Source organism: Paenibacillus sp. FSL R5-0928, from assembly GCF_037970385.1.
Lineage (GTDB): Bacteria > Bacillota > Bacilli > Paenibacillales > Paenibacillaceae > Paenibacillus_AQ > Paenibacillus_AQ odorifer.
Genome location: NZ_CP150225.1, coordinates 1788716 through 1815232 on the forward strand (window position 1 = coordinate 1788716; position 26517 = coordinate 1815232).

The 26517-nt window shown below is 45.4% G+C and carries 30 protein-coding genes; 24 read left to right on the forward strand and 6 right to left on the reverse strand.

The window, feature by feature from the left end; translation table 11 throughout:
* Positions 1 to 3 precede the first annotated feature (3 nt).
* From MKZ16_RS07705 to MKZ16_RS07715, 3 genes are all read left to right on the forward strand, one after another.
* On the forward strand, positions 4 to 366 hold the full coding sequence (locus MKZ16_RS07705) for a multidrug efflux SMR transporter (RefSeq protein ID WP_036675723.1): 363 nt from the start codon (positions 4 to 6) through the stop codon (positions 364 to 366).
* Positions 367 to 681, forward strand: a complete 315-nt coding sequence (locus MKZ16_RS07710) for a multidrug efflux SMR transporter (RefSeq protein ID WP_036675721.1) — start codon at positions 367 to 369, stop codon at positions 679 to 681.
* 135 nt (positions 682 to 816) lie between these two features.
* Complete coding sequence (locus MKZ16_RS07715; protein ID WP_076104722.1) at positions 817 to 1716, forward strand: aldo/keto reductase; 900 nt, start codon at positions 817 to 819, stop codon at positions 1714 to 1716.
* Positions 1717 to 2215: 499 nt separating this feature from the next.
* On the opposite strand, the gene MKZ16_RS07720 is transcribed toward MKZ16_RS07715, so the two are convergent.
* Positions 2216 to 3289: a M42 family metallopeptidase gene (locus tag MKZ16_RS07720; protein WP_076104721.1), complete on the reverse strand. Its 1074-nt coding sequence runs from the start codon at positions 3287 to 3289 to the stop codon at positions 2216 to 2218.
* A gap of 247 nt (positions 3290 to 3536) precedes the next feature.
* On the opposite strand from MKZ16_RS07720, the gene MKZ16_RS07725 reads away from it, so the two are divergent.
* The 16 genes from MKZ16_RS07725 (at position 3537) to MKZ16_RS07800 (ending at position 16607) form a co-directional block, all read left to right on the forward strand.
* Positions 3537 to 3713, forward strand: a complete 177-nt coding sequence (locus tag MKZ16_RS07725; RefSeq protein ID WP_155288103.1) for a hypothetical protein — start codon at positions 3537 to 3539, stop codon at positions 3711 to 3713.
* A 139-nt stretch (positions 3714 to 3852) separates the two neighbouring features.
* Positions 3853 to 4356, forward strand: coding sequence for a stage V sporulation protein AC (spoVAC, locus tag MKZ16_RS07730; protein WP_036675716.1), 504 nt, complete (start codon positions 3853 to 3855; stop codon positions 4354 to 4356).
* Positions 4353 to 5384, forward strand: coding sequence for a stage V sporulation protein AD (gene spoVAD, locus MKZ16_RS07735; RefSeq protein ID WP_038569463.1), 1032 nt, complete (start codon positions 4353 to 4355; stop codon positions 5382 to 5384). Before spoVAC ends, spoVAD begins: the two co-directional genes overlap by 4 nt.
* A gap of 2 nt (positions 5385 to 5386) precedes the next feature.
* Positions 5387 to 5737, forward strand: coding sequence for a stage V sporulation protein AE (gene spoVAE / locus MKZ16_RS07740; protein WP_036675923.1), 351 nt, complete (start codon positions 5387 to 5389; stop codon positions 5735 to 5737).
* Between the two features lie 155 nt (positions 5738 to 5892).
* Complete coding sequence (locus MKZ16_RS07745; protein WP_038569465.1) at positions 5893 to 6849, forward strand: MoxR family ATPase; 957 nt, start codon at positions 5893 to 5895, stop codon at positions 6847 to 6849.
* Between the two features lies 1 nt (position 6850).
* Positions 6851 to 8095, forward strand: coding sequence for a DUF58 domain-containing protein (locus tag MKZ16_RS07750; protein ID WP_076104720.1), 1245 nt, complete (start codon positions 6851 to 6853; stop codon positions 8093 to 8095).
* A 1-nt stretch (position 8096) separates the two neighbouring features.
* On the forward strand, positions 8097 to 10337 hold the full coding sequence (locus MKZ16_RS07755) for a transglutaminase domain-containing protein (RefSeq protein ID WP_076104719.1): 2241 nt from the start codon (positions 8097 to 8099) through the stop codon (positions 10335 to 10337).
* 87 nt (positions 10338 to 10424) lie between these two features.
* Positions 10425 to 10946, forward strand: a complete 522-nt coding sequence (locus MKZ16_RS07760) for a YqeG family HAD IIIA-type phosphatase (RefSeq protein WP_076104762.1) — start codon at positions 10425 to 10427, stop codon at positions 10944 to 10946.
* A gap of 2 nt (positions 10947 to 10948) precedes the next feature.
* Complete coding sequence (yqeH, locus tag MKZ16_RS07765) at positions 10949 to 12076, forward strand: ribosome biogenesis GTPase YqeH (protein ID WP_076104718.1); 1128 nt, start codon at positions 10949 to 10951, stop codon at positions 12074 to 12076.
* Between the two features lie 17 nt (positions 12077 to 12093).
* Positions 12094 to 12966, forward strand: coding sequence for a shikimate dehydrogenase (gene aroE / locus MKZ16_RS07770; RefSeq protein WP_076104717.1), 873 nt, complete (start codon positions 12094 to 12096; stop codon positions 12964 to 12966).
* A gap of 67 nt (positions 12967 to 13033) precedes the next feature.
* Positions 13034 to 13327 (forward strand): ribosome assembly RNA-binding protein YhbY, encoded by a 294-nt coding sequence (gene yhbY, locus MKZ16_RS07775; RefSeq protein WP_036675703.1) that lies wholly within the window; start codon positions 13034 to 13036, stop codon positions 13325 to 13327.
* A 36-nt stretch (positions 13328 to 13363) separates the two neighbouring features.
* The gene (locus MKZ16_RS07780) at positions 13364 to 13966 is read left to right on the forward strand and encodes a nicotinate-nucleotide adenylyltransferase (RefSeq protein WP_036675702.1); all 603 of its coding nucleotides are present in this window, start codon (positions 13364 to 13366) and stop codon (positions 13964 to 13966) included.
* Positions 13938 to 14516: a bis(5'-nucleosyl)-tetraphosphatase (symmetrical) YqeK gene (gene yqeK / locus MKZ16_RS07785; protein ID WP_036675700.1), complete on the forward strand. Its 579-nt coding sequence runs from the start codon at positions 13938 to 13940 to the stop codon at positions 14514 to 14516. The genes MKZ16_RS07780 and yqeK overlap by 29 nt, the downstream gene beginning before the upstream one ends.
* On the forward strand, positions 14513 to 14860 hold the full coding sequence (gene rsfS, locus MKZ16_RS07790) for a ribosome silencing factor (protein WP_036675699.1): 348 nt from the start codon (positions 14513 to 14515) through the stop codon (positions 14858 to 14860). The genes yqeK and rsfS overlap by 4 nt, the downstream gene beginning before the upstream one ends.
* Positions 14857 to 15780 carry a S1-like domain-containing RNA-binding protein gene (locus MKZ16_RS07795; protein ID WP_076104716.1) on the forward strand — a complete coding sequence of 308 codons (924 nt, stop codon included), beginning with the start codon at positions 14857 to 14859 and terminating at the stop codon, positions 15778 to 15780. The genes rsfS and MKZ16_RS07795 overlap by 4 nt, the downstream gene beginning before the upstream one ends.
* A gap of 56 nt (positions 15781 to 15836) precedes the next feature.
* Entirely contained in the window at positions 15837 to 16607 is a 771-nt protein-coding gene (locus MKZ16_RS07800) for a class I SAM-dependent methyltransferase (RefSeq protein ID WP_038569469.1), read from the forward strand.
* A 554-nt stretch (positions 16608 to 17161) separates the two neighbouring features.
* Here the strand turns inward: MKZ16_RS07800 and MKZ16_RS07805 are convergent.
* The 4 genes from MKZ16_RS07805 to MKZ16_RS07820 form a co-directional block, all read right to left on the reverse strand.
* Positions 17162 to 18088, reverse strand: coding sequence for an IS3 family transposase (locus tag MKZ16_RS07805; RefSeq protein ID WP_143760599.1), 927 nt, complete (start codon positions 18086 to 18088; stop codon positions 17162 to 17164).
* Positions 18037 to 18354, reverse strand: a complete 318-nt coding sequence (locus MKZ16_RS07810; protein WP_036683594.1) for a transposase — start codon at positions 18352 to 18354, stop codon at positions 18037 to 18039. Before MKZ16_RS07810 ends, MKZ16_RS07805 begins: the two co-directional genes overlap by 52 nt.
* 298 nt (positions 18355 to 18652) lie before the next feature.
* On the reverse strand, positions 18653 to 18811 hold the full coding sequence (locus MKZ16_RS07815) for a hypothetical protein (protein WP_036675694.1): 159 nt from the start codon (positions 18809 to 18811) through the stop codon (positions 18653 to 18655).
* Between the two features lie 133 nt (positions 18812 to 18944).
* Positions 18945 to 19901, reverse strand: a complete 957-nt coding sequence (locus MKZ16_RS07820) for a winged helix-turn-helix transcriptional regulator (RefSeq protein ID WP_036675692.1) — start codon at positions 19899 to 19901, stop codon at positions 18945 to 18947.
* Between the two features lie 376 nt (positions 19902 to 20277).
* On the opposite strand from MKZ16_RS07820, the gene MKZ16_RS07825 reads away from it, so the two are divergent.
* The 5 genes from MKZ16_RS07825 to MKZ16_RS07845 are packed head-to-tail and all read left to right on the forward strand — an operon-like array spanning position 20278 to position 25684.
* A complete protein-coding gene (locus MKZ16_RS07825) occupies positions 20278 to 21648 on the forward strand; it encodes an arabinan endo-1,5-alpha-L-arabinosidase (protein ID WP_076106139.1) in 1371 nt (456 codons plus the stop codon).
* Complete coding sequence (locus tag MKZ16_RS07830) at positions 21645 to 23120, forward strand: alpha-N-arabinofuranosidase (protein WP_076106142.1); 1476 nt, start codon at positions 21645 to 21647, stop codon at positions 23118 to 23120. The genes MKZ16_RS07825 and MKZ16_RS07830 overlap by 4 nt, the downstream gene beginning before the upstream one ends.
* A 4-nt stretch (positions 23121 to 23124) precedes the next feature.
* On the forward strand, positions 23125 to 23397 hold the full coding sequence (locus MKZ16_RS07835) for a DUF6171 family protein (RefSeq protein ID WP_076106144.1): 273 nt from the start codon (positions 23125 to 23127) through the stop codon (positions 23395 to 23397).
* Between the two features lie 31 nt (positions 23398 to 23428).
* Positions 23429 to 24706, forward strand: a complete 1278-nt coding sequence (locus MKZ16_RS07840; RefSeq protein WP_076106163.1) for a glycoside hydrolase family 27 protein — start codon at positions 23429 to 23431, stop codon at positions 24704 to 24706.
* 12 nt (positions 24707 to 24718) lie between these two features.
* Positions 24719 to 25684 (forward strand): family 43 glycosylhydrolase, encoded by a 966-nt coding sequence (locus MKZ16_RS07845; protein WP_036675689.1) that lies wholly within the window; start codon positions 24719 to 24721, stop codon positions 25682 to 25684.
* Positions 25685 to 25764: 80 nt separating this feature from the next.
* Here MKZ16_RS07845 and MKZ16_RS07850 read toward each other — a convergent pair whose 3' ends face one another.
* Positions 25765 to 26268, reverse strand: coding sequence for a hypothetical protein (locus tag MKZ16_RS07850; protein ID WP_339815541.1), 504 nt, complete (start codon positions 26266 to 26268; stop codon positions 25765 to 25767).
* Between the last annotated feature and the right edge of the window lie 249 nt (positions 26269 to 26517).

The window sequence follows — 26517 nt, forward strand, 5'->3', positions numbered from 1 at the left end:
GAAATGAAAAAGAATTCAGAGTGGCTGAAGGTAGTTGGCGCTGCGATTTTCGAAGTCATGTGGGTCATAGGTCTAAAGCATGCTTCAAGCGTGTGGGAGTGGCTGATCACAGTTGTAGCCATAATAATAAGTTTCTATGTCATTATTTCAGCAAGCAGTAAATTACCGGTGGGTACCGTATATTCTGTATTTGTTGGGCTGGGGACAGCAGGTACAGTCATTGCGGACATGGTTTTATTCGGTGAACCCTTCAAGCTAATGAAGCTGGTACTGGTGGTTATTTTGCTGGCAGGAGTAATAGGTCTGAAAATGGTAACTAACGAAACCAAAGATATCAAAGAAACTGAAATAAAGGGGGAGTCTTAAATGGCATGGGCATTTTTGGTTGTTGCTGGATTGTTTGAAATGTTCGGAGTGGCTATGATCAACAGGTTGAATAAACACCGGAATCTGCAGTCGTTTTTGCTGCTCTTCCTTGGTTTTGGGGGGAGTTTTCTTTTTCTATCATTTGCAATGAAAAGTTTGCCTATGGGTACAGCTTATGCGGTATGGACGGGGATCGGTGCATCTGGTGGGGCGATTTTGGGGATGCTTTTATATGGAGAGGCCAAAGATTGGCGGCGGGTTATCTGTATTTTTATGATACTGGGAGCCGCAGTGGGGCTGAAGTTGATAGCGTAGTTAGCAATCAATTTGTTGCTTTTTCTCTCCTAAAGGAAAGAAAAGTTATAAATTAGACACGATTCAGATGTTTCGAAAGGGTCATAAAGGTCGTATAAAGTAAGTATACAATTTATCGGTAAGGAGATTTTTACAATGACTAAGGATTCAATCGAGCATTTGGCTGAAATTGTGAAAGTGAACCGAGCTAACCGCATGCTTCTTCCAGATGGTACCTCTCTGCCTAGAATAGGACAGGGAACTTGGAATATGGGTGATGATGTTTCCCGTAGAGAGGAAGAAATTGCTGCTCTTAGATTAGGCGTGGAACTAGGCATGGATTTGATAGATACGGCTGAGATGTATGGGGAAGGAAACTCAGAGCTTTTAGTAGGTGACGCTATTAAAGGAATTCGGGATGACGTTTTCCTGGTGTCCAAAGTATACCCACATAATGCCGGCAACGAGAATCTTATTCGTAGCTGTGAAGAAAGCTTGCAACGACTGAATACGGATCATCTGGATCTCTATTTACTGCACTGGCGGGGAGATATTCCGCTTGAAGTGACTGTGGAAGGCATGGAGAAACTGGTCTCTCAAGGTAAAATAGCAAGATGGGGTGTATCGAACCTTGATGTTGACGATATGAAAGAGCTGCTTAGTATAGCTGGGGGAACTCACTGTGCTATGAATCAGGTGCTGTATCATTTAGGGTCGAGAGGCATTGAAGCTGAATTGCTGCCATGGCAGAAAAGTCACCGCATGCCCGTAATGGCGTACTCTCCGCTTGCACAAGCAGGCGCGCTCCGCAAAGGGGTTATTGAGAGTGAGGCGGTTCAGGAAATTGCCCGTGTTCATAACGCAACACCACTGCAAATAATGTTAGCTTGGACGATCCGCGAGGAGGACATTATTACGATTCCGAAAGCTTCTTCACGTGAGCATGTAATTGAGAATGCTGCTGCAGGTTTAATTACGCTGAGTGAAGAAGAAAGATGGAAGCTGGATGAGGCTTTCCCGATACCTTCGTGGAAAGTGCCACTGGATATGAGTTGATATAGCTGTCTGAGAATGGTCAAAGAGCTCGCCGTGAGGCGGGCTTTTTTTATATGGGACGGGGGATAGTGGAGTATCTATAGGACACAGATGATCTTAAACGCAGAAATATGCCACTTTTGGAGGAGTATCGGACACCATAGTCGCTATTAGCATGAATGACACCAATTATGAGCCCATTTCTATGGAATAGTGTCACTGGGTTCGGAAGCAACATTGGGGGCGTAAATAGTAAACAACATGGGTTCGTTAGCAAGCAACATGGGGGACATAAACAATAAACAACGTGGGTTCGTAAGCATCATGGGTCCGTCGTAGTACCTATAGCGGGATCAGCGGGCAATGGGGTTCATAAGCATAAGCACAATTGTTTTTTAGAAGTAATATCGGGGTTTGTAAACACCACAGGGGCGCAAGTGACACAGGTCCGTAAGCCACGACCCCAAAAAAAGAGCAGCAATCCTTCAAAAAGGATTGCTGCTCTTTTAAAAATAAGAACCTAGCTGTTCTCAATAATCGTTTGCAGTGTAGTGCGGTCGAGGCCTTCTACCAGTTTAACTAGCAGCTCTTTAGCAGCTTCGTAGTCATCGCTATGAATAACTGATGAAGCGGTATGAATGTAGCGGGAGCATATTCCGATGACTGCGGAAGGAACGCCGATTCCACTTACATGAACCTGACCTGCATCTGTTCCACCTTGGGAGACAAAATACTGGTATTTGATCTTGTGAGTATCCGCTGTGTCTTGTACATATTCGATCAGGCCGCGATGTGTAACCATCGTTGGATCAAAAATGCGCAGGAGAGCGCCTTTACCCAAATGGCCAAAGGCTTGGCTATCACCGGTCATATCAGCAGCAGCGCTCGCATCCAAGCCAAAGAAGATGTCTGGGGACAGAAGATTAGCGGCTGTACGTGCTCCACGAAGTCCAACTTCCTCTTGTACGGTAGCTCCAGCATAAACAGTATTAGGCAGCTTTTTGCCGTGTAATGATTTAACCAGCTCAATGGCGAGACCTACGCCGTAACGGTTATCCCACGCTTTAGCCATGATTTTTTTAGGGTTGGCAAGCGGGGTGAACGGACAGATTGGCAGTACTTGTTGACCTGGTCTGACGCCAAAGCTTTCTGCCTCTTCACGGCTGTCTGCACCGATATCAATATACATTTTGCTGATTTCGCCCGTCTTGCCGCGTTCTTCAGCGCTTAGTAGATGGATAGGGGTGCTGCCAACAACACCAGTCAATGTGCCTTTTGGTGTAATGATTTGGAGACGCTGGGAAGCAACAGCAGAAGCAAGCCAGCCGCCTAGCGGTTGAAAACGAATCATCCCGGTGTTAGTAATTCCGGTGACCATAAAGCCCACTTCGTCAAAATGTCCAGCGACCATAATTTTTGGCCCGTTTTCCTCACCGCGCAATACGCCGAACAGACTTCCGAGACGATCCTGCACGAACTCTTCGGTATAAGGTGTCATAGCATCCTTGACGTAAGCGCGGAGTTCGTGCTCAAAGCCCGGGGCTGCAGGGAATTCGGTAAGTGTTTTGAATAGATCCAATGTTTCTTGATTCATTTGAAATCACTCCTTTATTAAAATATAAGGACGTATAAGCTTTGCGTTATACATCATCCTTATAGTTCTACGAGAAACGGTTGCCATCCAAAATGGACGACAACGTTATTTCTTCCTGCCACTTAGTATGAACATTGTGAGCTCACTTGTCCATGCTAAAGAGACAAATGAACACCCGGTGAACGCTCCGCGAATACAATGCAATAGGGGCTCTGGTGGCAGGAGCTTTAGAAAGGATGCGAAGGAAATGAGGGTAGCAGGTAGTGTACCCAAAAGAAGGGTGCAGGGAGGATACTCCAAAAGAAACCTAAAGGTTAGCGGAGCGCGCAGACGTTACTGGCGCCACAACTCTCTGGAAAAGGAAGCGGTGCTTATTCTTGTGCTGTTCCTGCTGCTGATAGTTGTGTTACTGTATTTTTCCTGAATTGGAGGGACATAACGAAGCGGGGTATGGCAAACAATAAGGAAAACTTCTAAGCGAAGAAACAACTTGAGGGGCTCAAAGTGAGTACTACTATGATGCTTGTCAGCCCCCTTCGCCTAACTTTCAGGAGGTGCTCTCAATGCCGGCGAAAACGAAAAAATCGGGTGTCAAGCTGAAGCTTGATACCCTGACCCCGCAAGATTACGAGAAATTGTCCAAGCCCTTTGTACCCGCTAGGCCCGTATTCAAAAACTGTGTGCGAGCATTTCTTGCTGGCGGCCTAATCTGTGTAATTGGACAAGGGATTCAGGAGGCTTATATGGCCATATTCGATATGACCTCCAAAGAAGCCGCAAGTCCAACTGTAGCGACGATGATTCTACTCTCTGTAATTCTGACCAGCTTTGGCGTTTATGACAAAATGGCCCAATGGGCCGGTGCAGGAACTGCGGTTCCGGTTACTGGTTTTGCGAACAGTATGTGTTCAGCAGCTCTGGAACACCGTGCGGAAGGACTTGTGCTCGGTGTGGGTGGCAATATGTTCAAGCTGGCGGGTTCAGTCATCGTATTTGGTGCTGTCGCTGCTTTCATAATTGGTATCGTCTATCTCTTTTTAGGCGTAGGTGGAGGTGCACATACATGAAACAGCTTGGCAGTCAGACTTGGGAGTTCACGAGCCGTCCCGTTATTTTAGGCTCTTCCGCTGTAGTGGGGCCTGAAGAGGGAGAGGGTCCATTAACGTCAGATTTTGATTTTATATTTGACTCCCTGGAAATGGGAGAAAAAACATGGGAAAAGGCCGAGCGGGCTCTTTTCGAAAAAGCTTCCCTACTGGCACTGATTAATGCAAACCTCGATAAGGAGAAGCTGGAGTTTTTTGTTGGCGGAGATTTGATGAACCAGATTATCAGCAGCTCCTTCGCGGCAAGAAAATTAGGTGTGCCTTATCTTGGAGTCTTTGGTGCTTGCTCCACTTCCATGGAGAGCCTGGCGATTGCCTCTATGATCGTTGATTCCGGAGGGAGCAAATACGTGCTCGCGGGAACATCTAGCCATAACTGTACGGTGGAAAAGCAATTCCGTTATCCTACCGAATACGGTTCACAGAAGCCGCCAACAGCGCAATATACGGTCACAGGCTCGGGCTGTGCTGTAGTAGGTCAGAATGATGGGACTGGCAACAATCCGGTAGTGGTCTCGGCTACCCTTGGACGAATAATGGATCTCGGTTTGACAGATCCTTTTAATATGGGAACAGCGATGGCACCGGCGGCGGCGGATACGATCACTGCGCATTTTCGGGATACCGGACTATCCCCCGGGCATTATGACTTAATTGTAACAGGCGATCTTGCATCTGTAGGCTTGCCCATTGCGAAAACCTTATTAGCTAAAGAAGGGATTCCAATGGAGCAAACAACCTTTGATGATTGCGGTTTGCTTATCTACGATTTGGAGAAACAGAAGTATGTGATCGCCGGAGGAAGTGGTTGCGGATGTTCCGCGGTAGTGACTTATGGTCATATACTCAAGCGTATTAAAAAAGGTGAGCTTAAACGGGTGCTGATTGTGGCAACTGGAGCCTTATTATCCCCATTGTCATACCAGCAGGGAGAGAGCATTCCGTGTGTGGCTCATGCTGTTGCTATAGAAAGTGGAGGTGAAGTTTAATGATGATTTACTTATGGGCTTTTCTGATCGGAGGAGCCATTTGCGTTATAGGCCAGCTGATGTTTGATGTATTGAAGCTGACACCTGCACATACGATGAGTACATTAGTTGTAGCCGGAGCGATTGCTGATGCTTTTGGCATCTACGATCCACTTGTGAAATTTGCGGGTGCAGGCGCAACCATTCCAATCACAAGCTTCGGTAACTCTTTGGTCCATGGGGCATTGACAGAGCTGGAACGGGATGGCTGGATCGGTGTAGTTACAGGGATTTTTGATATCACGAGCGCAGGGATTTCGTCAGCGATTGTGTTCTCTTTCCTGGCTGCATTGGTTGTCCGGCCTAAAGGATAATGGGATTCTAGCGCTTTAGATTAGAACCTGCGGGACATTGTGTCCTGCGGGTTTTTGGTTTGTTTACACTTCGTAAGCTTCAACAATGTACTTTGGGTCCCCTAATCATGTAAAATATAAATATTACTGCTTATTCTGACCTAGGAGGATCATATATGCCCGTTCGTCAAGAATCAATGCACATCATGAATGCTGTCCGTAATAATCTAGAATCCTGCATACTTGGAAAATCATTTGAAATACAATTGCTGCTAACAGCGCTGCTTGCCGGTGGTCATGTTCTGATCGAGGATGTACCGGGAACAGGAAAGACCCAGCTTATTCGCGCACTTTCCAGATCAATGTCCGGAGAGTATCGCCGGATACAATGTAATCCTGATATTCTTCCGAGTGATATTACCGGTGTATCTGTGTATCATCCGAGGGACGAGATGTTTCATTTCCGCCCAGGTCCAGTGATGACGAATATCCTGCTGGCCGATGAAATTAACCGAGCCACCACAAAGACACAATCCGCCCTTCTGGAAGTGATGGAGGAACGAAATGTAACCGTAGATGGGGAGACCTATCCGCTGCCGCATCCATTTATGTTGTGCGCCACCCAGAATCCGATAGATTTTGAGGGAACCTACACGTTGCCGGAAGCTCAGTTGGATCGGTTTATGCTAAGAATTAGTCTTGGTTATCCTGATGCAGCAACCGAAAAAAATCTATTGCTGAGCCACCAAGAAGGTCAACCAGTGGACAGGCTTACAGCCGTCACTAGTATGGAGCAGATCGCTAGTATTCAGGAGGAGATTCGTGAGATTTATATGAGTGATCCTGTACTGAATTATTTGTTAGATATTGTGCGCCAGACAAGAGAGCATCCGCTTGTATTGCTCGGTGCAAGTCCACGAGCTTCGTTATCGTTTATGCTGGCTTGTAAAGCTTATGCTTTCTTACAGGGAAGAGATTATGTGCTTCCAGATGACGTAAAGGTGCTTACTCCATTTGCCTTGGGTCATCGTATATTGCTGCGTCCAGAGTCGCGCCTAGATAATGTTAGCGTAGATTCACTGCTTCAAAAGCTTCTGCAGAGCATTCATGTGCCTGTTACGATGAGGCAATAATATGAGACGTTATTTGTCTACGGTGGCAGCTCGCATTCAGCCTACTAAATTCGCCAGCATCCTTGTAATTTGGAGTATTACTCTCTTATATGTACTATTTCAGGGCGGTAAAACTGCATTTATGTTGTTTATTATGGTCTCTGTACTTATTGCATATCTGATTGCTGGAGGTTTGGGAGGCGTTCGGCGGGCTAAGGGTGTTCGCAGTTTTTATGCCGAACAGGATAAGGGAGATTTGCTCTCTGCCGGTGGGTATCTTCGTGTAGGTCTGAAGGTCACAATCCCGGGGATTTTGCCTTTACCTTATGTAGTTGTAAGGGAAGTTCTGAAACGGCATAATGGCGAATCATGGGTATTTGAGGAAAGTCTGATTCCCAGCCTCAGAGGACTTGGGGAACTGCGGTTTCAGACACCAGTTCTGGAACGGGGCACTTATACATTTTCAGATACGGATATCATCAGCCAAGATATTTTCGGCCTTGTCGAGCATAAAGGTACTTTTTTGGCTGAAGGACAGTTTCAGGTGTTGCCTCGTGCAATCTATGTTCCGCGCTGGCAGTTATATGAAAGAAAATCCCGTCTTTCTGGACCACAGACCTCTGTAGTTCAATCCCGTCGTGAGACTACCCAAATTAACGGTGTACGTGATTATGTATATGGCGACCGCTTAACACGTATTCATTGGAATGCAACGGCAAAGACAGGCTCGTGGAAGTCCAAAGAGTTCGAGCATGAGTCGATTCCCAAAACCATTCTAGTTCTGGACGGCTCTGCTTCTGCTTATATGAATTCGAATCAATTTGAACTCGCAGTCTCCGTCGCAGCCTCACTACTTGGATTCGGCATTCGAGAGCGAATTGGGATCGGTCTTTGCTGCTTGGATAAAACCACGAAGGTATTTGCACCTGTTGAAGGTGCTGCTGAGCGTCAGAAAATGATTCAATATTTGATCGATCTTAACGCCGAAGGGCACGGTCCACTCATTTCCCGTTTGGAAAAAGGTTACCGTATGTTCCCTAAAGGCTCATACTTCGTGCTAATTAGTCCTCAACGTGGGCAGCCTGTACTGGATGCACTACGTTGGGCTGACAGCAGAGGGATGACTCCGTCGCACATTCATATAGGGAATTTATCAGAAACGAATAGCAGCACAGATTGGACAGACGTTCTAAGATCACGGGGGATTACAGGCTACAGCATTAGCTCACTGCAAGAGCTTCCCATAGTATTAGGAGGGGAAGTCTGATATGAGAAACTGGTGGAATCAGATGAAATTCTCCTGGCACCGTTCTTTAGGTCTATTGTGGCTTTTGATTATAGCCCACCAGTGGGTCTCTTATACGGAGCCTATCTGGTTAAGACAGACAACTGCTGTTGTGTGGGCTGCATTAATAACGATCACCGTGATTGAAATCATAATTCCTGTAAAAGTTCAGATAAGGCTCTTTATTGAAGCGGCAGCTATTATTTATATCGTTTATCGTATACTTATCAATTATGGTATATACGTCGCTGATCCTTGGGCAACAACCCTCCCGGACAGACTGCAGGATATTGCAGTTCATATGGTGCCCTATATCTGGTTTGCTCTCGGGGCCTCAGCCCTGCTGCTGTTGTCGTCTTGGTGGGCATCCTCAAAAAGACGTATTTTATGGTTTATAGGAATGAACATAGTGGCTTTTGCTGCCTTGGATTCCTTTACATCTATCGTTTTGTGGCAGGAAGTAGCCTGGACGGTATTTGCGGGGATGGGCTGGCTGGTCAGCCATCATCTGAGAAGCTTCCAGCTACATTATCCGCGTGGTTGGGTGCATCTGCTGAAATATCCCACGAAAATTGTCATTAATATTGCCATCGTCTTCTCTTTGGTCATCCTAATTGGAGTGAATATGCCTGGGGTAAGGCCTACCCTAACCGATCCTTATACCGCTTGGCAAGAATGGAATGGGATTGGGAAGTCTTCTGGGAAGGGCACAGTTGGGACCACGAAATCTGAGATGGGTTCTGTCTCCCCTACTAACAATACTTCGTCAGGTTACAGTCTGAATGATGATCAACTAGGCGGCGGCTTTACCTTCGATTATACACCGGTGATGACAGTGGTTTCTGATTTGCGTATTTATATGCGGGGAGAAACGCGCAGATTATATTCCGGAAGAGGCTGGGTCGATAGAGATCGGTTAAATCGGGGACCTCTAGAAGCGGTGGATGTAGGTGAATCTTTAGAGAGCAGTGTGGGTTCTAAAGTGAATACACGAACACTGAAACAAACAGTAACCGTGCTTAATAATAATGAATTTCCTGTGCTGTTTGGCACTTATTCAGTATCTTCGGTGGATTCTTTAAATGGGGAAAAAGCTGGAAATGGACTCTCCTGGAGAAGCCGGGACAGCGAGCTGATCTGGGATGTGGATGGGAAGAAACTCGCTTATCCGTCTACCTTTGAGGTGACGTCTGAGGTTCCTGTAATTCCTGTTCAAGAATTGACAACAAAGACGTATGAGGAGCTATATAAAGGGAACGATTTGGAGAAAATGTTTCTTCAACTGCCTAACGATTTTCCTAAAAGAGTCAGGGAGCTGGCTGAGGAAATCACGGCTGAAGGAAAAACGCCGTATGAAAAAACAGCGCTTTTGCAACAATACTTACAACAAACCTTTCCATATACCAATAATCCAGATATATCACGTGTCACAAGCAACGATTTTGTAGAAGGGTTTTTGTTTGAGTTAAAGGAAGGTTACTGTGATTATTATTCTACGGCACTGGTTACTATGGCGCGCTCTCTGAACATCCCTGCACGATGGGTTAAGGGGTACGCACCTGGGGAACAGCCAGAAATCCCAATGAATCCGGCACAACAGCAATCAGGCACAGTGAATAATAATTATACAATTACCAATGCGGATTCCCACTCTTGGGCTGAGGTTTACTTTGGTGATTATGGTTGGATTCCAGTTGAAGCTACACCTGGATTTAATATTCCGCTTTTAACTCAGAATGAGCAAACCCCTGAGGTCGAGTCAGAAGATCAAGAAGAACAGGCAGAACCTACACCAGCGCCTGTGAATAACGCACAAGAAGATCAAGGGTTTCATGTAGGTCTTTGGGTTGTTGTGGCAGCTGTAGCGGTGTTGCTGTCCTGGACGATTTTTATAGTTTGGCATAGACGCTTTAAGCTTCGCTTCTTCATGCAGCAGCTGCGCAATGGCCGGCCTTTAACGCCAGATCAGAAAGTAGTGGCGGAAACTGAGCGTTGGGTAAGGTATTTGCACCGCAAGGGAATGCTAAAAGAAGAGCACGAAACTTTGCGTGAAGCCGTAGATCGCTGGAGTGGAGAACGTCCGGCAGTGGCTGATCATCTATCCTCACTACTAGCAATGTTCGAAAAGGCGAAATATAGCCCTGAGGTTATTGAAGACAAAGACTGGCAGAGCGTGTATACTGAAGCTTTGTGGGTGCGGAGAAAAATGAGATCCAAGAAATAACACTTTGCGTGAAAGCATAGATACAGATTTATTTGCGATGCGCAAGGAGTATGTTATAGTTTTTTGTATGAAATCGAGGTGAACGTATTGTTTGAAATGTTAGTTCCCAAACTCCGGGTGAATACGGTATTCGATATTGCTCTGGACGAGCTGTATAGACAGGGATATCGCGGAATCATCACGGATCTGGATAACACACTGGTCGGTGCCAAAGCGCCTGTGGCTACTCCGGAGCTGTTGTTATGGTTCGAAAATGTGAAGGAACTGGGCTTTAAGCTCATCATCGTATCTAACAATAACATGGAACGGGTGTCACGCTTTGCAACACCGCTTAATATTGAATTTGTGCACCAGGCTCGTAAACCGAGTAATGCTCCTTTTCTCAAAGCGATGAAGCAGATGGAGCTGCCACCTGAACAAACGATTGTGGTGGGAGATCAAATGCTTACAGATGTATACGGCGGCAATCGCCTTGGCCTGTATACTGTTTTGGTACTGCCAATCTCCGTCAAGGATGAGGGGTTCGGCACAAGGTTTAATCGCCGGGTAGAGCGGGTTGCTCTGACACGGCTTCGCAAAAAAGGATTGTGGCACGAGGAGGAAAAATAGTAATGAACGAACAAAGCGAAACACAGCGTCCTGAGAAGTGCAGCGGTTGCGGCATCAAGCTTCAGACGGAGCATAAGGATCAACCAGGATACCTTCCGGAGGTTGCACTTGAACGGGACCCGGTGATTTGCCAACGCTGTTTCCGGATTAAAAATTATAATGAGGCTTCATCTGTTTCGGTGAATCAGGATGAATTTCTTCGCCTGCTGAGTGGAGTAGGAGAGAAGAATGCGCTTGTTATTCATATTGTCGATATCTTCGATTTTGAAGGCAGTCTGATTTCCGGCCTGCAGCGCTTTGTTGGCAATAACCCTGTTATTCTTGCAGTGAATAAATGTGACTTGCTGCCGAAAGTTACAAACTGGAACAAGTTGCGTAACTGGATGCAGCAGCGCTGTAAAGAGGAAGGCTTGCGGACGGCTGAAATCGTACTTTGCAGTGCGAAACGCAATCAAGGTTTTGACCGTTTGCTGGAAGCCGTAACGGAGTTGCGCGGCCAACGTGACGTATATGTCGTGGGTGCTACCAATGTGGGCAAATCCACACTTATTAATCGTCTGATTTCGGACTATAGCGATTTGGAGCAGGAGTTAACGACTTCACGTTACCCTGGCACAACACTCGATACGGTCAAAATTCCATTGGATGATGGCCACTACATTATAGATACTCCAGGGATTGTGTATCCTTGGCGTTATAGTGAATTAGTAGAGCGTCAGGATCTGGATGCAGTTATGCCTGCCAATCCTTTGAAGCCAACAGTCTATCAGTTGAACGAAGGACAGACTCTTTTCTTCGGTGGATTGGGACGTTTTGATTTCGTACAAGGCCCGCATCAATCCTTCACTTGCTTTATTAGTGGTACTTTAAAAATCCATCGCACGAAGCTGGAACGCGCAGATTCCCTCTATCAGGATCATCGCGGTGAAATGCTGTCTCCACCGGGAAGTGACCGGATGGACAAGCTGCCACCTTGGCAGCGGCATGAGTTCCGGATTAATCGGGGCAGCCGAACCGATCTGTACATTTCGGGTCTGGGCTGGATTAAGGTTAATGGAACTGAAGGTGCAGTTGTGGCCATTCACGTTCCGCGTGGGGTGAAGGTGCTTACCCGCCCTTCGATGATTTAACGAGGGAGGATAATCTATTGTCTACAACAGCAGTCGAAGGCTACAATAGCGGTAATATTCTACTCGGTGTAATGGGAGATCCTATTATACAATCCAAATCTCCAATTATGCATGAAGCAGCGCTGCGAGCGCTGGGAATTCCGGGTGCTTATGTACCGCTTCATATCCACCCGGAGAAGCTGGGCGATGCGGTGCAAGCGATCCGTACGCTTGGTTTCCGTGGAGTGAATGTGACGATTCCGCATAAGGTTGCGGTGATGGAGTATTTGGATGTATTAGATGAGAGTGCAGTAGCCGTTGGTGCAGTCAATACGATTGTTAATGATAACGGAGTGCTCACCGGATATAATACGGATGGAATCGGTTATGTGCGTTCGCTCAAAGCGGAAGCTATTTCTGATTTGTCTGGTGCGAAGATTATGGTTATCGGGGCCGGTGGAGCAGCAAGAGGAATTGTTGCCGCACTACTTCAAGAGAAACCTTCTTCAATCATTATTGCTAATCGCAGCGCTGAGAAGGCAGAGGACTTGGCGACACAGTGCCGGAGCAAAGGGAATGTCATCGGGATTAGCATGAACGAAGTAGCAGAAAAGCTAAGTGGTGTAGACGTGCTGATCAATACTACCTCCGTAGGTATGTATCCTCATATGGATGAGACACCGATAGATCCTGGACTGCTTCGTGAAGGAATGGTCGTAAGCGATCTGATTTATAATCCGCTGCGCACGCGGCTATTGTTGGAAGGACTCGAACGGGGCTGCACGATTCATGGAGGCCTTGGTATGTTTGTCTATCAGGGAGCTTATGCTCTGGAGTATTGGACAGGGCAGCCTGCTCCTACAGAAATCATGCGGCAGACCATTCTGGATTGTTTGGGTGGAAATGAGTAAGAAATGGATTCATTAAGTTAGGGTAATAATAGGTAATAATATATGTTAATTAAGGAGTTATTCATTTATGTTAACTGGTAAACAAACACGGTATCTTCGTTCATTGGCGCACCATCTCGATCCTATTTTTCAAGTGGGCAAAGGTGGAGTAAACGATCACCTCGTACGCCATATTGAAGAAGCTATTGAGAAGCGCGAGCTTATGAAGATTAGTATACTGAGCAATAATATTGAGAATCCCAAGGAAATCGGTGCTGCTCTGGCTGAACAATCGGGTTCTGAGCTTGTGCAAGTGATCGGTAAGACTGTCGTTCTATACAAAGAATCACGTGATAACAAAACCATTGAGCTGCCGCGTTAATAGCTGTAAGTATACCTTACCGAGGAGGTCGTCCTCTTGAAAGTTGGAATTATGGGAGGTACCTTTGATCCTCTTCATATCGGTCATATGATGGCAGCGGAAGCCGCAAGAGATACTTATGGTCTGCAAGAGGTATGGTTTATGCCTTCACATATCCCGCCTCATAAACATGAGGCAGGTGTATCTGGAGAAGACCGGCTAGCAATGGTGCAGGAAGCGGTGAAGAATCACGAAGCTTTTTGCACATTAGATTGGGAAGTTGTCAGAGGTGGCGTCTCCTATACCTATGAGACCATAAGACGTCTGCAAGAGGAGTATCCGCATTTCGATCTTTATTTCATAATTGGAGCGGATATGGTCCAGTATTTGCCGAAATGGAACGAGATTGAAGAACTGGTGCAGCGGCTTACATTTATTGGTGTGGGTCGTCCGGGAACACCTCTTGATCTAGATGCATTGCCAGACTTTATAGCAAAAAAGGTATTGCTTGCAGATATGCCACTGGTTGATATTTCGTCAACGATGTTAAGAGAACGGGCGGCAGCAGGTAAATCTATTCGTTATATGGTTCCAGAGGCAGTGTTCGATTATGTTCAAAGGAGTGGATTGTATGGCATACGGCCGCGAAGCGCTGATTGAGGCGGTCTCCACACAGATGCCTGATAAGCGCTGGAAGCATACACTCGGCGTGATGGAGACATCTATTCAACTGGCGAAGCAATATGGTGCTGACCCTGAACGTGCAGAGACAGCAGCGATTCTGCATGATGTGGCCAAGTATTGGCCGGTTGAGCGAATGAAGGAGATCATTGAACAAAATCAATTGAATTTGGATCTTCTGGTGTATGACAAGCAGATGTGGCATTCGGAAGTAGGCGCCTTTGTAGCTGAGAAAGACTATGGGATTACGGATCCTGATATTATCAATGCGATTCGTTTCCATACCTCAGGCCGTGAAGACATGAGTTTACTTGAAAAAATCGTCTGCCTAGCTGACTACATCGAGCCTGGGCGTGATTTTCCCGGGGTTGATAAGATACGCGAGAAGGCACAAGTAAGTTTGGAAGAAGGATTAGTCGCTGGGTTCGATTCTACGATTAGTTTGTTACTGGAGAAACGCCGGGTGATTTTCCCCTTAACGGTACTGGCGCGTAATGATTTAGTTAGAATATTGGAGGATAAAATATGAGTGTACAACCAAGCAAGCTGTTAGAACTGGCCCTTAAGGCTGTTGAAGATAAAAAAGCAATGAACGTCGTGGCACTAGATCTACGTAATGTTTCACCAATCAGTGATTACTTTATCGTATGTCACGGTAACTCGGATATTCAGGTACAGGCGATCGCTACCGAAGTCCGTAAAGTAGTTCATGAAGCAGGCGGAGTCATCAAAGGGATTGAAGGCATGGATTCAGCACGCTGGGTGCTGATGGATCTTGGCGATGTTATCGTTCATATATTCCACCGCGATGAGCGTGAATATTACAATATCGAGCGTCTGTGGTCCGATGCCAAGGTTGTGGAGACTGTATGAGCCTGATTGCAGGAACTACGGTTAGACTTCATGTAGAGCGGGAAGTTTCCCCATACGGATTCTTTTTAAATGCTGGAGACCAAGATGTTATGCTGCATTATACGGAGCTGACAGAGAAGGTAAAAGCAGGCGATAAAGTTGAAGTTTTCATTTTCTTTGATACCGAGGACCGTCTTGCGGCAACGATGAAAAAACCATTTCTGACGCTGGGCGAGATGGCGTTATTGGAAGTGGCTGATATTCATCCGCGTCTGGGCTGCTTTTTGGAAATGGGCCTTGGACGCCAGCTGCTGCTGCCTATTCGTGAGCTTCCAGAACTTCCAGAGCTGCGTCCGCAGGTTGGAGACTATGTGTTTGCGATCATGGAGCATGATAAACAGGGGCGTCTGCGTGCCAAGCTGGCCGGAGAACAGGAGCTTGCTCCACTAGCTCTGCCTGCACCTGAATCTTGGATGGGACAGACTGTAACAGCCCGAGTGTATAAGCCGCTGCAAATGGGTACTTTTGTACTTGTGGATGCGGGTGTTCTAGGCTTTGGGATTATCGGTATGGTCCATTCATCTGAGCGGAGCCGTCTGCTGCGTCTTGGTGAGCAGTTTGAAGCACGTGTCTCTCATATCCGTGAGGATGGACGTGTTAACCTTTCTATGGGTCTCCGTAAAGAAGTGGGGATGGATGTAGATTCTGCCGCACTTTTGGAGTTCTTAAATGCTCGTCCAGGTGGAGCGATGCCTTATTCGGATGCTACGCCGCCAGATATTATCAAACAACGGTTCGGAATCAGTAAATCCGCCTTCAAGCGTGCACTTGGGAAGCTGATGAAGGAAGGCCATATTACTCAAAAAGAGAATTGGACTTATCTTGTTGCTAAGGATAATGAAGAAGGAACAACCGAAGGGCAAGAAGAAACGACGGATTAAGCTTACGATTCAATAGACGTAATTTATAAAATGTTGTTATAGAAAGCGGTGTAATTGTGTCTTCCTATGGGAAATTTGCTTATGTATACGATGAGCTTATGGCAGATATGCCGTATCCAGATTGGATATCCTTTGCTGAAGCCGCATGGAGTAAATACGGCAAGCCGTTAACTGTAGCCGAGCTTGGCTGTGGTACAGGGAGTATTACAATTCCTTTGGCGGGTTCAGGATATCATATGACCGGAATCGATTTATCTTCTGACATGCTCTCAGTGGCACAGCGCAAAATGGAGGAGCATCCCCAGGGACGGCGCTTTTTGCGTGAAGGCAGTGTTCGTTGGATTAGACAAAACATGAAGGAATGGGAGCTTCCGGAGCTGGTGGATTCTGTGATTTCCTTTTGTGATTGTCTGAATTATGTGTTGGAAGAGGATGACATCAGCGCTGTTTTTGCCAGTACCTATGCAGGGTTAAAGCAAGGCGGAACCTTTCTGTTCGATGTGCATCATCCAAACACACTAATTCGTTATGAAGAAGAACAGCCCTTTATTCTGGACGAGCCATCTGTGTCTTATATTTGGACTTGTGAGATGGATGTTCCACGCCGCGAAATTGAACATCATCTGTCCATTTTTGCCCGTGAAGACGGACACAGCGATCGCTATCGCCGATTCGAAGAGACCCATATTCAGCGTGCCTACGATCCTAACTGGATGAAGGAAGAGCTGCTTAAGGCTGGGTTTAGTGATGTGAAGATCTATGCCGATTTCGAGTGGGTAGAGGCAGAAGATGATGCTGAACGATTATTTTATGTAGCTATAAAATAAATATTCAAAATGCTAAGAGGGGCTGTCCCATAAGCTATGAAAATAGCTGCTGGGACAGCCCCTTTTTTGACCTTAGCTGATTGCTGGGGGAAGCGAGTGGAATGCTGCTGTTGGAAGCACCTAGGTTGACGCTGCCGGAAACAAGTGTGTTTCCGCTATCGAATGCTCATGCATTACCGCTGGCGTGAGCGTGTGGGTTCTCGCTCTCGAAAGCTCATATACTGCCGCTTTGCGGAAGCGTGTAGGTTCTCGCTCTCGAATGCTCATGCATCGCCCTTTACGGATGCGTGTAGGTTTTCACTATCCAACAACATGCATGCACAACTACCATCAGATATACGTATTAGTAGTAGCTATCGGACCCAGCGGACCTTATACGCAGCATTTTCCAATATATTGGGTGCTATCGGACTCCAGTGCAGCTATTGGCTTGAAAAACGTCCAATATTGGTCATTTTCCAAGGGATAGCGTCACTGGAGTCCGAAAACATGCTCCAAGGGCTAAAAATATGCAAATAACGTCATCTGTGGACCTCTGTCAAGAAAGTGGACAGTCACGCAACAGACATTCTAGTCAATTGCTCAGCAAAACGAACTGGAGAAAGATACCCCAGCGCGCCATGCATTCGCTTGCGGTTATAGTAAAACTCAATATATTGAAAAAGTGTCTGGTAGGCTTGCTCCTTAGTTTTGAATCGTGGATTACAATAAATGAGCTCCTTTTTCAAAATGCTGTGCCACGACTCGATACAGGCGTTATCATAACAGTTACCTCTGCGGCTCATGCTGGACTCCATGCCATACGCTTTCAACTGCTTCGTGTATTCATGAGAAGTATATTGAGAACCTCTATCGGAGTGATGTAATAGACCCTTTTCCGGTTGTTTAGCTTCGTAAGCATCTTGTAAGGCGCCCGAAATTAAGCTAGTTTCCATATGGTTCTCCAAGCGCCACCCCACGATTTCACGCGTGCAAAGGTCCATCACACTAGCCAGGTACAAGCGCCCTCCCCGGCAAGGAATGTACGTAATGTCGGTAACCCATACTGAATTGGGTTTGAGTATTTTAAATTGCTGGTTCAGCGTATTCGGGGCAATCGGATGGTCATGATTGGAGTCAGTGGTCTGTACGCGATACGTTTTGGAGACAATGGAGCGAAGCTTCATATGTCGCATGTACACACTCACCGTGCGTTCGGTAACGGTATAACCTTCTTGATGTAACAGGCGGGTGATCTTCGGACTCCCATACCGCTTTTGATGGTCGGCAAAATGATACTGAATTCGCTTCATTATCGCAGCCTTACGAAGCATATGCGTACTGTTTTTTTCTGTCCGCCACTTGTAGTACCCGCTCCGTGACACATGTAGGGTCATGCACATCTTCTCCAAGAGAAACTCGGAGCGATGTTTTTCAATAAACTGGAATCTCAGTTCCTTGGTTTGCTGAAGATGTGCACTGCTTTTTTTACGATCGCTAATTCCTCTTCCACATCAGCAATCTTGTTATCTTTTTCTTGAAGTTGACGGCTCATTTCTTTCAACTGTGCCTCGAGTTCCCGTACTCGATCCACGCTAGCTGCCGGTTCATTCTTTAGTTCTCGATACTGGCTCATCCATTGATGCAGGGTACTTTTTGGGATGTTGAGCTCTTCCGCCAAGTCGCCCACTGTCTTTGTTTGCTCTTGAATGAACTGCACTGTCTGTTTTTTAAATTCTTCGTTATACCGTTGTCGATGTTCTCCCATGTGAACACACCTCCGTGGACTCATTATCGCCAGTCTGTTAACTACTGTCCACTTTTTATTCTAGCTTCACTGGGTCCGTGAGCCACGTGAGATACGTAAGCCACGTGAGATACATGTGAGATGATGGGGACAAGGTTGGAGTAACCAGCCAGCGACCCAAACATAAACAGCGATTCTCCGATATCAGGAGAATCGCTGTTTTTATGACTTCATTCGTTGGAGCAGCTTGTAATTGCGCCAACATAATAAATACAAAATAAACCGGGCAGTGTTTATACCACCCGGCATCTTCCAATCCTTACCGATGCTCAAACAGATCAATGGCACCCAATACGACATGAGCCAGACCAAATCCAAGTACGCCTGTTGCTGCCATCTTATACTTGCTTCCAAGAAAAGCGGCGCTAGAAGCGGTTACGACGGTTCCAAGAACAGCGGGAATTAGACCTTCACGCATTCGAAACACTCCTTCTCGGTGGTTTGGGAGACAAAGTTATTATGGTTCAATATCGAAAAAATATACGAAGCTCAAAAAGACCCTAAATCAGCGTTAGCTGAATTTAGGGTCTTTTTATTTAGATTAGGGTTGGTTACTCTGCTATTATAACAGCGTTACGAGGGAGGCCCTCTCCAACTTCATGTACATCATACAACACACGTGCCAGTAGGTCCTGGCTATAATTGCCGAAATGTTTTCCGTAAATCGTGAGTCCACGTTTGTTTGTAGGCTTGTCGGTTACTGCGATACGGAATGTGAGTTCACTTTTGTAATCCAATTGAATATCATCAAGGGTCACATCAGAAATCCGACAGCCATCAATGAAGCTGCCTTCATTATTGATACGGATCAGCTTCAGCATGCCGTATTGGTTTAGGTGCGGAGGCCACCAATCGGGGTTAAACGTTCCCCGGGTATCTCCGAAATCGCCAGGGCTAGTCCAGAATCCGATTTCAATTCCATTTAAATAGAAATAAAGGTCGGACGGATAGTTATCGTTAGACCCAGGAGCTTCAGAGCCGATCTCCATCGAGAACTGAATTTCGCGGAACGTTTGGTTGGCTTTAAGGTAGTTTGGAATTCTATATTCGAGGAACCCTTCAGCCATCCAAATAATTTCGGATTCAATTCGCTGCGGATCTGCAAAATAACGCGGCTCGTCGAAATCCCCGATGATGCTATCTTTGGTAGCCAATCCACAAGTTGGAACAGCCTGATAGTTGCTGTAATGACCTACTTGAATTTCTACTTCGTAAAGATTATCAACATCCTTGCTGCGAAGGTCAACAATAAGCTTGTCCTTATTTAAATAGCAGACCTTTTGAATACCGTGTTTGCCCACTGATGTGTTTATCTCAATGAGACCGCTTTCTTCTAACTTTTTAATATGCATGGTAATGGCGCCGTTGCTGAGGTTCAGTTTTTTGGCAATTTCATTCAGGTTCAAGGCTTGATTGGTGGCAAGGAGCTCTAAAATGAGGATTCTGATTTCTGAGCTTAGTGCCTTGAAAATTTCTAATCCACTCATTAAATCTTTAATATAGATCATTTTATCAATACCTTCTTCCGATTACGTCATAAATTATACTATTTTATAAAATTATAAACTAATAAGGCATATAAATAAAGTATACTTCCTTATTTTGTAGAATGGTCAAATATAAGAGGGATTTTTGGCATGATTTTCTTTTAATTTAGTAAAATTTAAACAAACAAAGGATTAAACTAAAGAAAAAGACGATTATTTCGCCATAATTCATTTATTTCGAGTTTAATTTCATATAAATATGAAAAGGTTTATAGAAATATATTTACAAGGCTTTTTATATATGTTATTTTATATTGTAAGCGAATACATATTTTTTCATTTTAAATTTAATATTTATTGCTGCTCAATCTGTTGCTATTTCTGAGGTGATAATTTAATGGTAAAAAAAACAACAGATCTTGTCTTTCCAAGTTCCCCAGGGAACATGCCAATGTATGATCTATCAGTGATTGATATTGAGTCTTTATGGACGCTTCACAACACACATGATCCAGGCATTATTAAAACAGATGAGGGTTACTATGTTTTTTCTACCGACATAAGAGTCGGAGGAGAATTACGACCAGGCGTAATGGTTCGAAAATCACAGGATCTTATCCATTGGGAATGGGTTCATTATGCGCTGCCGGGAATTCCCCGAGTTGCGAAGGAATGGGCAGGGGCTACTAATTTATGGGCACCCGATGTGGTGAAATACGGTGATCAGTATCGAATGTATTACTCGGCCTCATCTTTTGGAAGTAGACAATCGCTAATCGGACTTCAAACTTCATCTTCTATTGAGGGACCTTGGACCGATGAAGGTGTGGTGATTCAGACGCGTGCTGAAGATTCACTGAATGCGATTGATGCAAATGTGCTTACGGATGCAGATGGACGGATGTGGATGGTGTATGGTTCTTTTTTTGGTGGAATTCATATCATTGAGCTGAATGCGGAAACGGGCAAACCGAAGCAAGAAGGTTTTGGTACGCTGATCGCTAAACGGGATAACACCATTAAAGATGGAGCAGTTGAAGGACCGTACATAGTGTATAACGAGCAATTCAAAAAATACTATTTGTTCGTCTCCTATGACTCCCTGTTTGAGGATTATAACGTTCGTGTCGCTCGTGCAGATACTATTACCGGCCCATATGTGGATTATAACGGACGAGATATGACTGATAGTGCGCATCAACCCCGATATGAGGTCGGCAATAAAATACTGGGTGGCTATCGCTTTGGACAAGATCCAGGTTGGATTGCTCCCGGCCATAACTCAGTTCTTCATGAGGATGGCAGCTATTATATAGTTCATCATGCACGTGGTGAAATCGATAAACATTGGTCCTATTTACAGGTTCGTCGAATTCTGTGGACAGAGTATGGTTGGCCTGTTGTATCTCCAGAACGGTATGCGGGTGAAGTGGAACAGGATATTCCAGAACAGCTAATCGCAGGACAGTGGGAATGGATTGTAATGGACCCCTCAGTGGATGGCCAGATTCAGTCTGCCCTCATAAGTCTATCCTCTGACTTTAAGCTGGAAGGTGCGAATGGAAAGGGAAGCTGGTCTTTTGATGGACGCAGAGTTCTGACCTTGGTATGGAATGATGTTGTCGAGGGTAAAGGCCGGATAGAGAAGGTGCAATTGCTTCCGTCATGGGATTGGGAGAAAGAAACTCAGACCCTTGTATTTACTGGATTAAATGAAAATGGAATTTCCATCTGGGGTAAGCAAAAGAATGGAGAAGAGAATAGATGACTACTATCAAGCTACATGCAGGTAAAGGAATTAATAAGATTAGCAAGTATCTATATGGTCATTTTGCCGAGCATTTGGGCAGATGTATCTATGATGGGATCTATGTGGGGGAAGATTCGCCGATTCCGAACACCAAGGGCTTTCGCAACGACATCCTAGCAGCACTCAAAAAAGTTAATATTCCTGTCCTTCGTTGGCCGGGGGGCTGTTTTGCCGATGAGTATCATTGGAAGGATGGCGTCGGTCCAAAAGAAACCCGTAAGCGGATGGTGAATACGCACTGGGGCGGTGTCGTCGAGAATAATCATTTTGGGACGCATGAATTTTTTGAATTATGTGAGTTGCTGGATTGTGAACCATATATCTGCGGGAATGTTGGCAGTGGCACTGTTCAGGAGATGTCGGAGTGGGTTGAATATATGACCTTTGAAGGCGAATCACCGATGGCGGACTGGCGTCGTGAAAATGGGCGTGAAGAGCCGTGGAAGTTGAAGTATTTTGGTGTAGGTAATGAGAACTGGGGCTGCGGCGGCAATATGCGTCCAGAATATTATGCAGATTTGTACAGACGTTACCAGACATATGTGCGTAATTATGGTGAAAATCAGATCTATAGAATCGCTGGTGGCGCCAACGTTGATGATTATAATTGGACAGAAGTGCTAATGCGCGAAGCTGGACGGTTTATGGATGGTCTCAGTCTTCATTCGTATACGATTCCTGGAAGCTGGGAAGAGAAACGTTACGCTTTAGGTTTTGACGAAGCCGAATGGTTTGAGACTATGCAAAAAACCTTGCATATGGATGAACTGATTACCAAACATTCAGCGTTAATGGATAAATATGATCCGGATAAGCGGGTTGGAATGATTATAGATGAGTGGGGAACCTGGTTCTTAAATGAACCTGGTACGAATCCGGGGTTCCTGTATCAGCAGAATACACTCAGAGATAAATTGGTAGCAGGGGTAACGCTGAATATTTTCCAAAAGCATAGCAGTCGTGTGCAAATGGCGAATTTGGCTCAAGTGGTCAATGTACTGCAGGCTCTTATCCTGACGGAGGGCGACAAGATGATTCTAACGCCTACCTATCATGTATTTGAAATGTACAAAGAGCATCAGGATAATGAACTGCTTGAAGTAACTGTTGAGAGCCCTGATTATACGTTTGGGGATCTAACAATTCCACAGATTAGCGTTTCTGCTTCTCGCGATACGAATGGCAAAGTATATGTTTCTCTCTGTAACTTGAGCCATAATGACAGCGCATCGCTAAGTATTGGTATTGAAGAGGTTACCTTTAGCAAAGTGACAGGTCAGATCTTAACGCATTCCGTGCTGGGTGCGCACAATACGTTTGAGGCACCGGATACAGTTACTCCAGTAGCTTTTGAGGGTGCATCTTTATCGGGTGAAAAGCTGAGCTGTGAGCTTCCACCTGCTTCTGTAGTAGTCTTGACTCTGGAATAATATCATGTCAGAGAATCAAGAAAAAAACCGTCGCTGCAAAAGCTGTGATGAGAACATGAGAATAAGCCCAGAAAAACTGGAGCGTTTAATAGAAATAGCCACTAGAGAAAGACCCTTAGCGCCGGAGGAGCAATATTTGCAGCGTATTGAACATTGCCGAGATTGCTCTGGCCTGCAATTTGGTAGCACTTGCCGTTATTGTGGCTGCCTCGTAGAGGTGAGAACAAGATTACAGGACTCTACTTGCCCTTATCCCTCGGCACCTCGCTGGGAGTGAATACTAAGTTTTTGAAAAGGACGTGAAAATCATCAAACAAAATTTGCTAGCTGCTACGCCCCCGATGGGCTGGAATAGTTGGGACTGTTACGGAGCCAGTGTAAATGAAGAAGAAGTAAGAGGCAACGCAGAATATATGGCTACCCATTTGAAGGACTTTGGTTGGGAATATGTAGTTGTGGATATTCAGTGGTATGAGCCTGGAGCGAATTCTTCGCAGTATCGCAACTTTGTACCGCTGGTTATGGATGAGTACTCCAGACTTCAACCTGCTGAGAATCGGTTTCCTTCCGCAGCGGGAGGCAAAGGGTTTGCGCCACTCGCTGAATATGTGCATGGATTGGGTTTGAAATTCGGTATACACATTATGCGCGGAATTCCGCGTCAGGCTGCTCATGCGGCCAGTGCCATACTAGGATCTGAGCAAACCGCACGCGATGTGGCTCACCCAAATTCTATTTGTCCATGGAATACGGACATGTATGGAGTTGATGCTTCAAAAGAAGGCAGTCAGGCGTATTATGACTCGCTGTTCCAGTTGTATGCCAGTTGGGGCGTGGATTATGTGAAAGTGGATGATATTGCCGCTTCTCGCATTTATGGATACCACAAAGAAGAAGTTGCTATGATCCGTAAGGCTATTGACCGCAGTGGTCGCGAGATGGTGCTCAGTCTTTCGCCTGGACCTGCTCCAGTGGAAGAGGCTGAACACTTAGCCGGACACGCTAACCTTTGGAGAATGACCGATGATTACTGGGATCATTGGCATCTGCTGCGCGGGATGTTTGAGCGCTGTGAGAAATGGGCTCCTTATGTTCAGCCGGGCCATTGGCCGGATTGTGACATGCTGCCGTTAGGTCATCTGGGCATTCGTTCTGTAGATGGCGGGGGAGACCGGTTCACGCGGTTTACTCATGACGAGCAGGTCACCATGATGACACTGTGGAGTATTTTCCGCTCCCCGTTAATGTTTGGAGGAGAACTTCGGGACAATGATGATTGGACATTATCTTTATTGACCAATAAGGAAGTGCTTCATCTGCATCGTTATGGTAAAGGCGGCAGACAGGTAGCGCTAAATGAGGAGCATGCGATCTGGACATCTGAGGATGAACAAGGTAACCATTATGTAGCTTTGTTTAATCTTAGCGATGAAACATTAACGCTTCAGGTATCATTCGAGCAGCTTAATGTTTCAATTCCTAGTACTATACGTGATCTATGGCAGAGCCGCGATTTGGAAGTAGTTAACGAAGGTATTTCTCAAACTCTTCCACAGCATGGTTCTGTATTGTTAAAGTTTAAATAGAGGAGAGAGATTATGAATACGAGTGTAGAATATAAAAATCCATTGGTGGAGCAGCGTGCTGATCCATGGGTATATAAACATACAGATGGTTATTACTACTTTATTGCTTCTGTCCCAGAATACGACCGGATCGAAGTGCGGAGAGCAACAACAATCGAGGGATTGGCTGCTGCAGAACCGGCTGTAGCTTGGCGTAAATATGAGACGGGTCCGCTTAGTGCAAACATTTGGGCACCAGAGCTCCATTATATTGACGGGAAATGGTACATTTATTTCGCAGCGGCGCGTACTACGGAGACGAAGGATGGATTATTCGATCACCGTATGTTTGCTCTTGAGAATGAATCTGCCAATCCTTTAGAAGGAACATGGGTAGAAAAAGGCCAGGTGAAAACCGCTTGGGAATCCTTCGCTTTGGATGCAACCACCTTCCAGCACAAAGGAAAATTGTATTATGTATGGGCACAGAAGGACCTGAATATTGAGGGGAATTCTAATCTGTATATTTCTGAAATGAGTAATCCATGGACGCTAACGGGTCCTCAGACGATGATTGCTACTCCTGAATATGACTGGGAAATTATTGGGTACAAGGTAAACGAAGGAGCTGCAGTGCTTAAACGTAACGGCCGTATCTTTATCAGCTTCTCGGCTAGCGCTACGGATTTCAATTACTGCATGGGACTTTTGGTTGCGGATGAAGACAGCGATCTGCTGGACGCCGCTTCATGGACCAAACTGCCGGAACCGGTATTCCAGACCCACGAAGAGAATGGACAATATGGTCCAGGTCATAACAGTTTTACTGTAAATGAAAATGGGGAAGATGTACTCATCTACCACTGCCGCAATTATAAAGAAATTACTGGCGATCCGTTGTATGATCCGAACCGTCATACTCGTGCTCAAGTCTTCCATTGGAATGAAGATGGTACGCCGAATTTTGGGGTTCCCGTTAAGGATGCTGCTAAACAATAATTCGTTGAGTATATAAAAAAGAGGGTTACTCATAAGCCATGTAGATGGCTGCTGAGTAACCCTCTTTCTTATGTTGCACCTTAAGGTATATATTGTTGAACGATCGAAGTAATTACGCCGTCCTGAATGGTGATGTGATACGGGAACTGGCTCAAGTCGATGACATCCGTATTATTAAATTGATCCATAAATTGCTGTAAGGTGATGGACTCATTCCAGTTGATATCCAAGTCTTCCATGTTGCCAGTGTGATCAAAAATTTGCATCGTCACTGTGGCGTTATCCGCTATCGGATAAGTTGTTAGAGTATCAACATCATTTACAATATAATAACTGTCTGGAGCTCCGCCGATTTCTGCTGCAGCTTCTGGATCTCTTTCAGCAAAGATTCGATCGGCATCAGCACCCTGATACCAGTTTATTTCATCGGTCGTACCGGAGAGCTTGCCATGGTCGGATTCAATAGTATGAAAGTAAACTGTTTGATGCTGGGTCTTGTCACTATCTTGCGCATCTACCCGTGTTCCAACGGTACTTGCAGAAGTAATGAGGGAAAGAAACAACAGAACAACAACCGGTAACACATACGCTGACTTTTTCTTAAACATTATTAATCTCCCCCTTGAGATATGTAAGACGTTGTATAAAACTTATTACCCGCTCCGTTTTTTCTTAAACGGGTTATATATTACTCTTTACGTGAAATGAGCAGTTTTTGTTGCATTTTTTTAAAAGTTTTTTTTAAAAAAAGCAATGAGAAGTCACGAGTTCCCTAAAATGAATAGTAAAAGCTTATCTCCTCGGGCATATTAAAATATCAAAACATGCAGATT

Coding starts and splice junctions, on each gene's coding strand:
- MKZ16_RS07750 (WP_076104720.1), top strand. CDS start 6,851: ATGAGACGTTATTTGTCTACGGTGGCAGCTCGCATTCAGCCTACTAAA.
- rsfS (WP_036675699.1), top strand. CDS start 14,513: ATGAGTGTACAACCAAGCAAGCTGTTAGAACTGGCCCTTAAGGCTGTT.
- yqeH (WP_076104718.1), top strand. CDS start 10,949: ATGAACGAACAAAGCGAAACACAGCGTCCTGAGAAGTGCAGCGGTTGC.
- yhbY (WP_036675703.1), top strand. CDS start 13,034: ATGTTAACTGGTAAACAAACACGGTATCTTCGTTCATTGGCGCACCAT.
- spoVAE (WP_036675923.1), top strand. CDS start 5,387: ATGATTTACTTATGGGCTTTTCTGATCGGAGGAGCCATTTGCGTTATA.
- yqeK (WP_036675700.1), top strand. CDS start 13,938: ATGGCATACGGCCGCGAAGCGCTGATTGAGGCGGTCTCCACACAGATG.
- MKZ16_RS07830 (WP_076106142.1), top strand. CDS start 21,645: ATGACTACTATCAAGCTACATGCAGGTAAAGGAATTAATAAGATTAGC.
- MKZ16_RS07720 (WP_076104721.1), bottom strand. CDS start 3,289: ATGAATCAAGAAACATTGGATCTATTCAAAACACTTACCGAATTCCCT.
- MKZ16_RS07725 (WP_155288103.1), top strand. CDS start 3,537: ATGAGGGTAGCAGGTAGTGTACCCAAAAGAAGGGTGCAGGGAGGATAC.
- MKZ16_RS07810 (WP_036683594.1), bottom strand. CDS start 18,354: ATGGGAGAACATCGACAACGGTATAACGAAGAATTTAAAAAACAGACA.
- MKZ16_RS07710 (WP_036675721.1), top strand. CDS start 367: ATGGCATGGGCATTTTTGGTTGTTGCTGGATTGTTTGAAATGTTCGGA.
- MKZ16_RS07815 (WP_036675694.1), bottom strand. CDS start 18,811: ATGCGTGAAGGTCTAATTCCCGCTGTTCTTGGAACCGTCGTAACCGCT.
- MKZ16_RS07820 (WP_036675692.1), bottom strand. CDS start 19,901: ATGATCTATATTAAAGATTTAATGAGTGGATTAGAAATTTTCAAGGCA.
- MKZ16_RS07745 (WP_038569465.1), top strand. CDS start 5,893: ATGCCCGTTCGTCAAGAATCAATGCACATCATGAATGCTGTCCGTAAT.
- spoVAC (WP_036675716.1), top strand. CDS start 3,853: ATGCCGGCGAAAACGAAAAAATCGGGTGTCAAGCTGAAGCTTGATACC.
- MKZ16_RS07705 (WP_036675723.1), top strand. CDS start 4: ATGAAAAAGAATTCAGAGTGGCTGAAGGTAGTTGGCGCTGCGATTTTC.
- spoVAD (WP_038569463.1), top strand. CDS start 4,353: ATGAAACAGCTTGGCAGTCAGACTTGGGAGTTCACGAGCCGTCCCGTT.
- MKZ16_RS07825 (WP_076106139.1), top strand. CDS start 20,278: ATGGTAAAAAAAACAACAGATCTTGTCTTTCCAAGTTCCCCAGGGAAC.
- MKZ16_RS07715 (WP_076104722.1), top strand. CDS start 817: ATGACTAAGGATTCAATCGAGCATTTGGCTGAAATTGTGAAAGTGAAC.
- MKZ16_RS07795 (WP_076104716.1), top strand. CDS start 14,857: ATGAGCCTGATTGCAGGAACTACGGTTAGACTTCATGTAGAGCGGGAA.
- MKZ16_RS07835 (WP_076106144.1), top strand. CDS start 23,125: ATGTCAGAGAATCAAGAAAAAAACCGTCGCTGCAAAAGCTGTGATGAG.
- MKZ16_RS07845 (WP_036675689.1), top strand. CDS start 24,719: ATGAATACGAGTGTAGAATATAAAAATCCATTGGTGGAGCAGCGTGCT.
- MKZ16_RS07755 (WP_076104719.1), top strand. CDS start 8,097: ATGAGAAACTGGTGGAATCAGATGAAATTCTCCTGGCACCGTTCTTTA.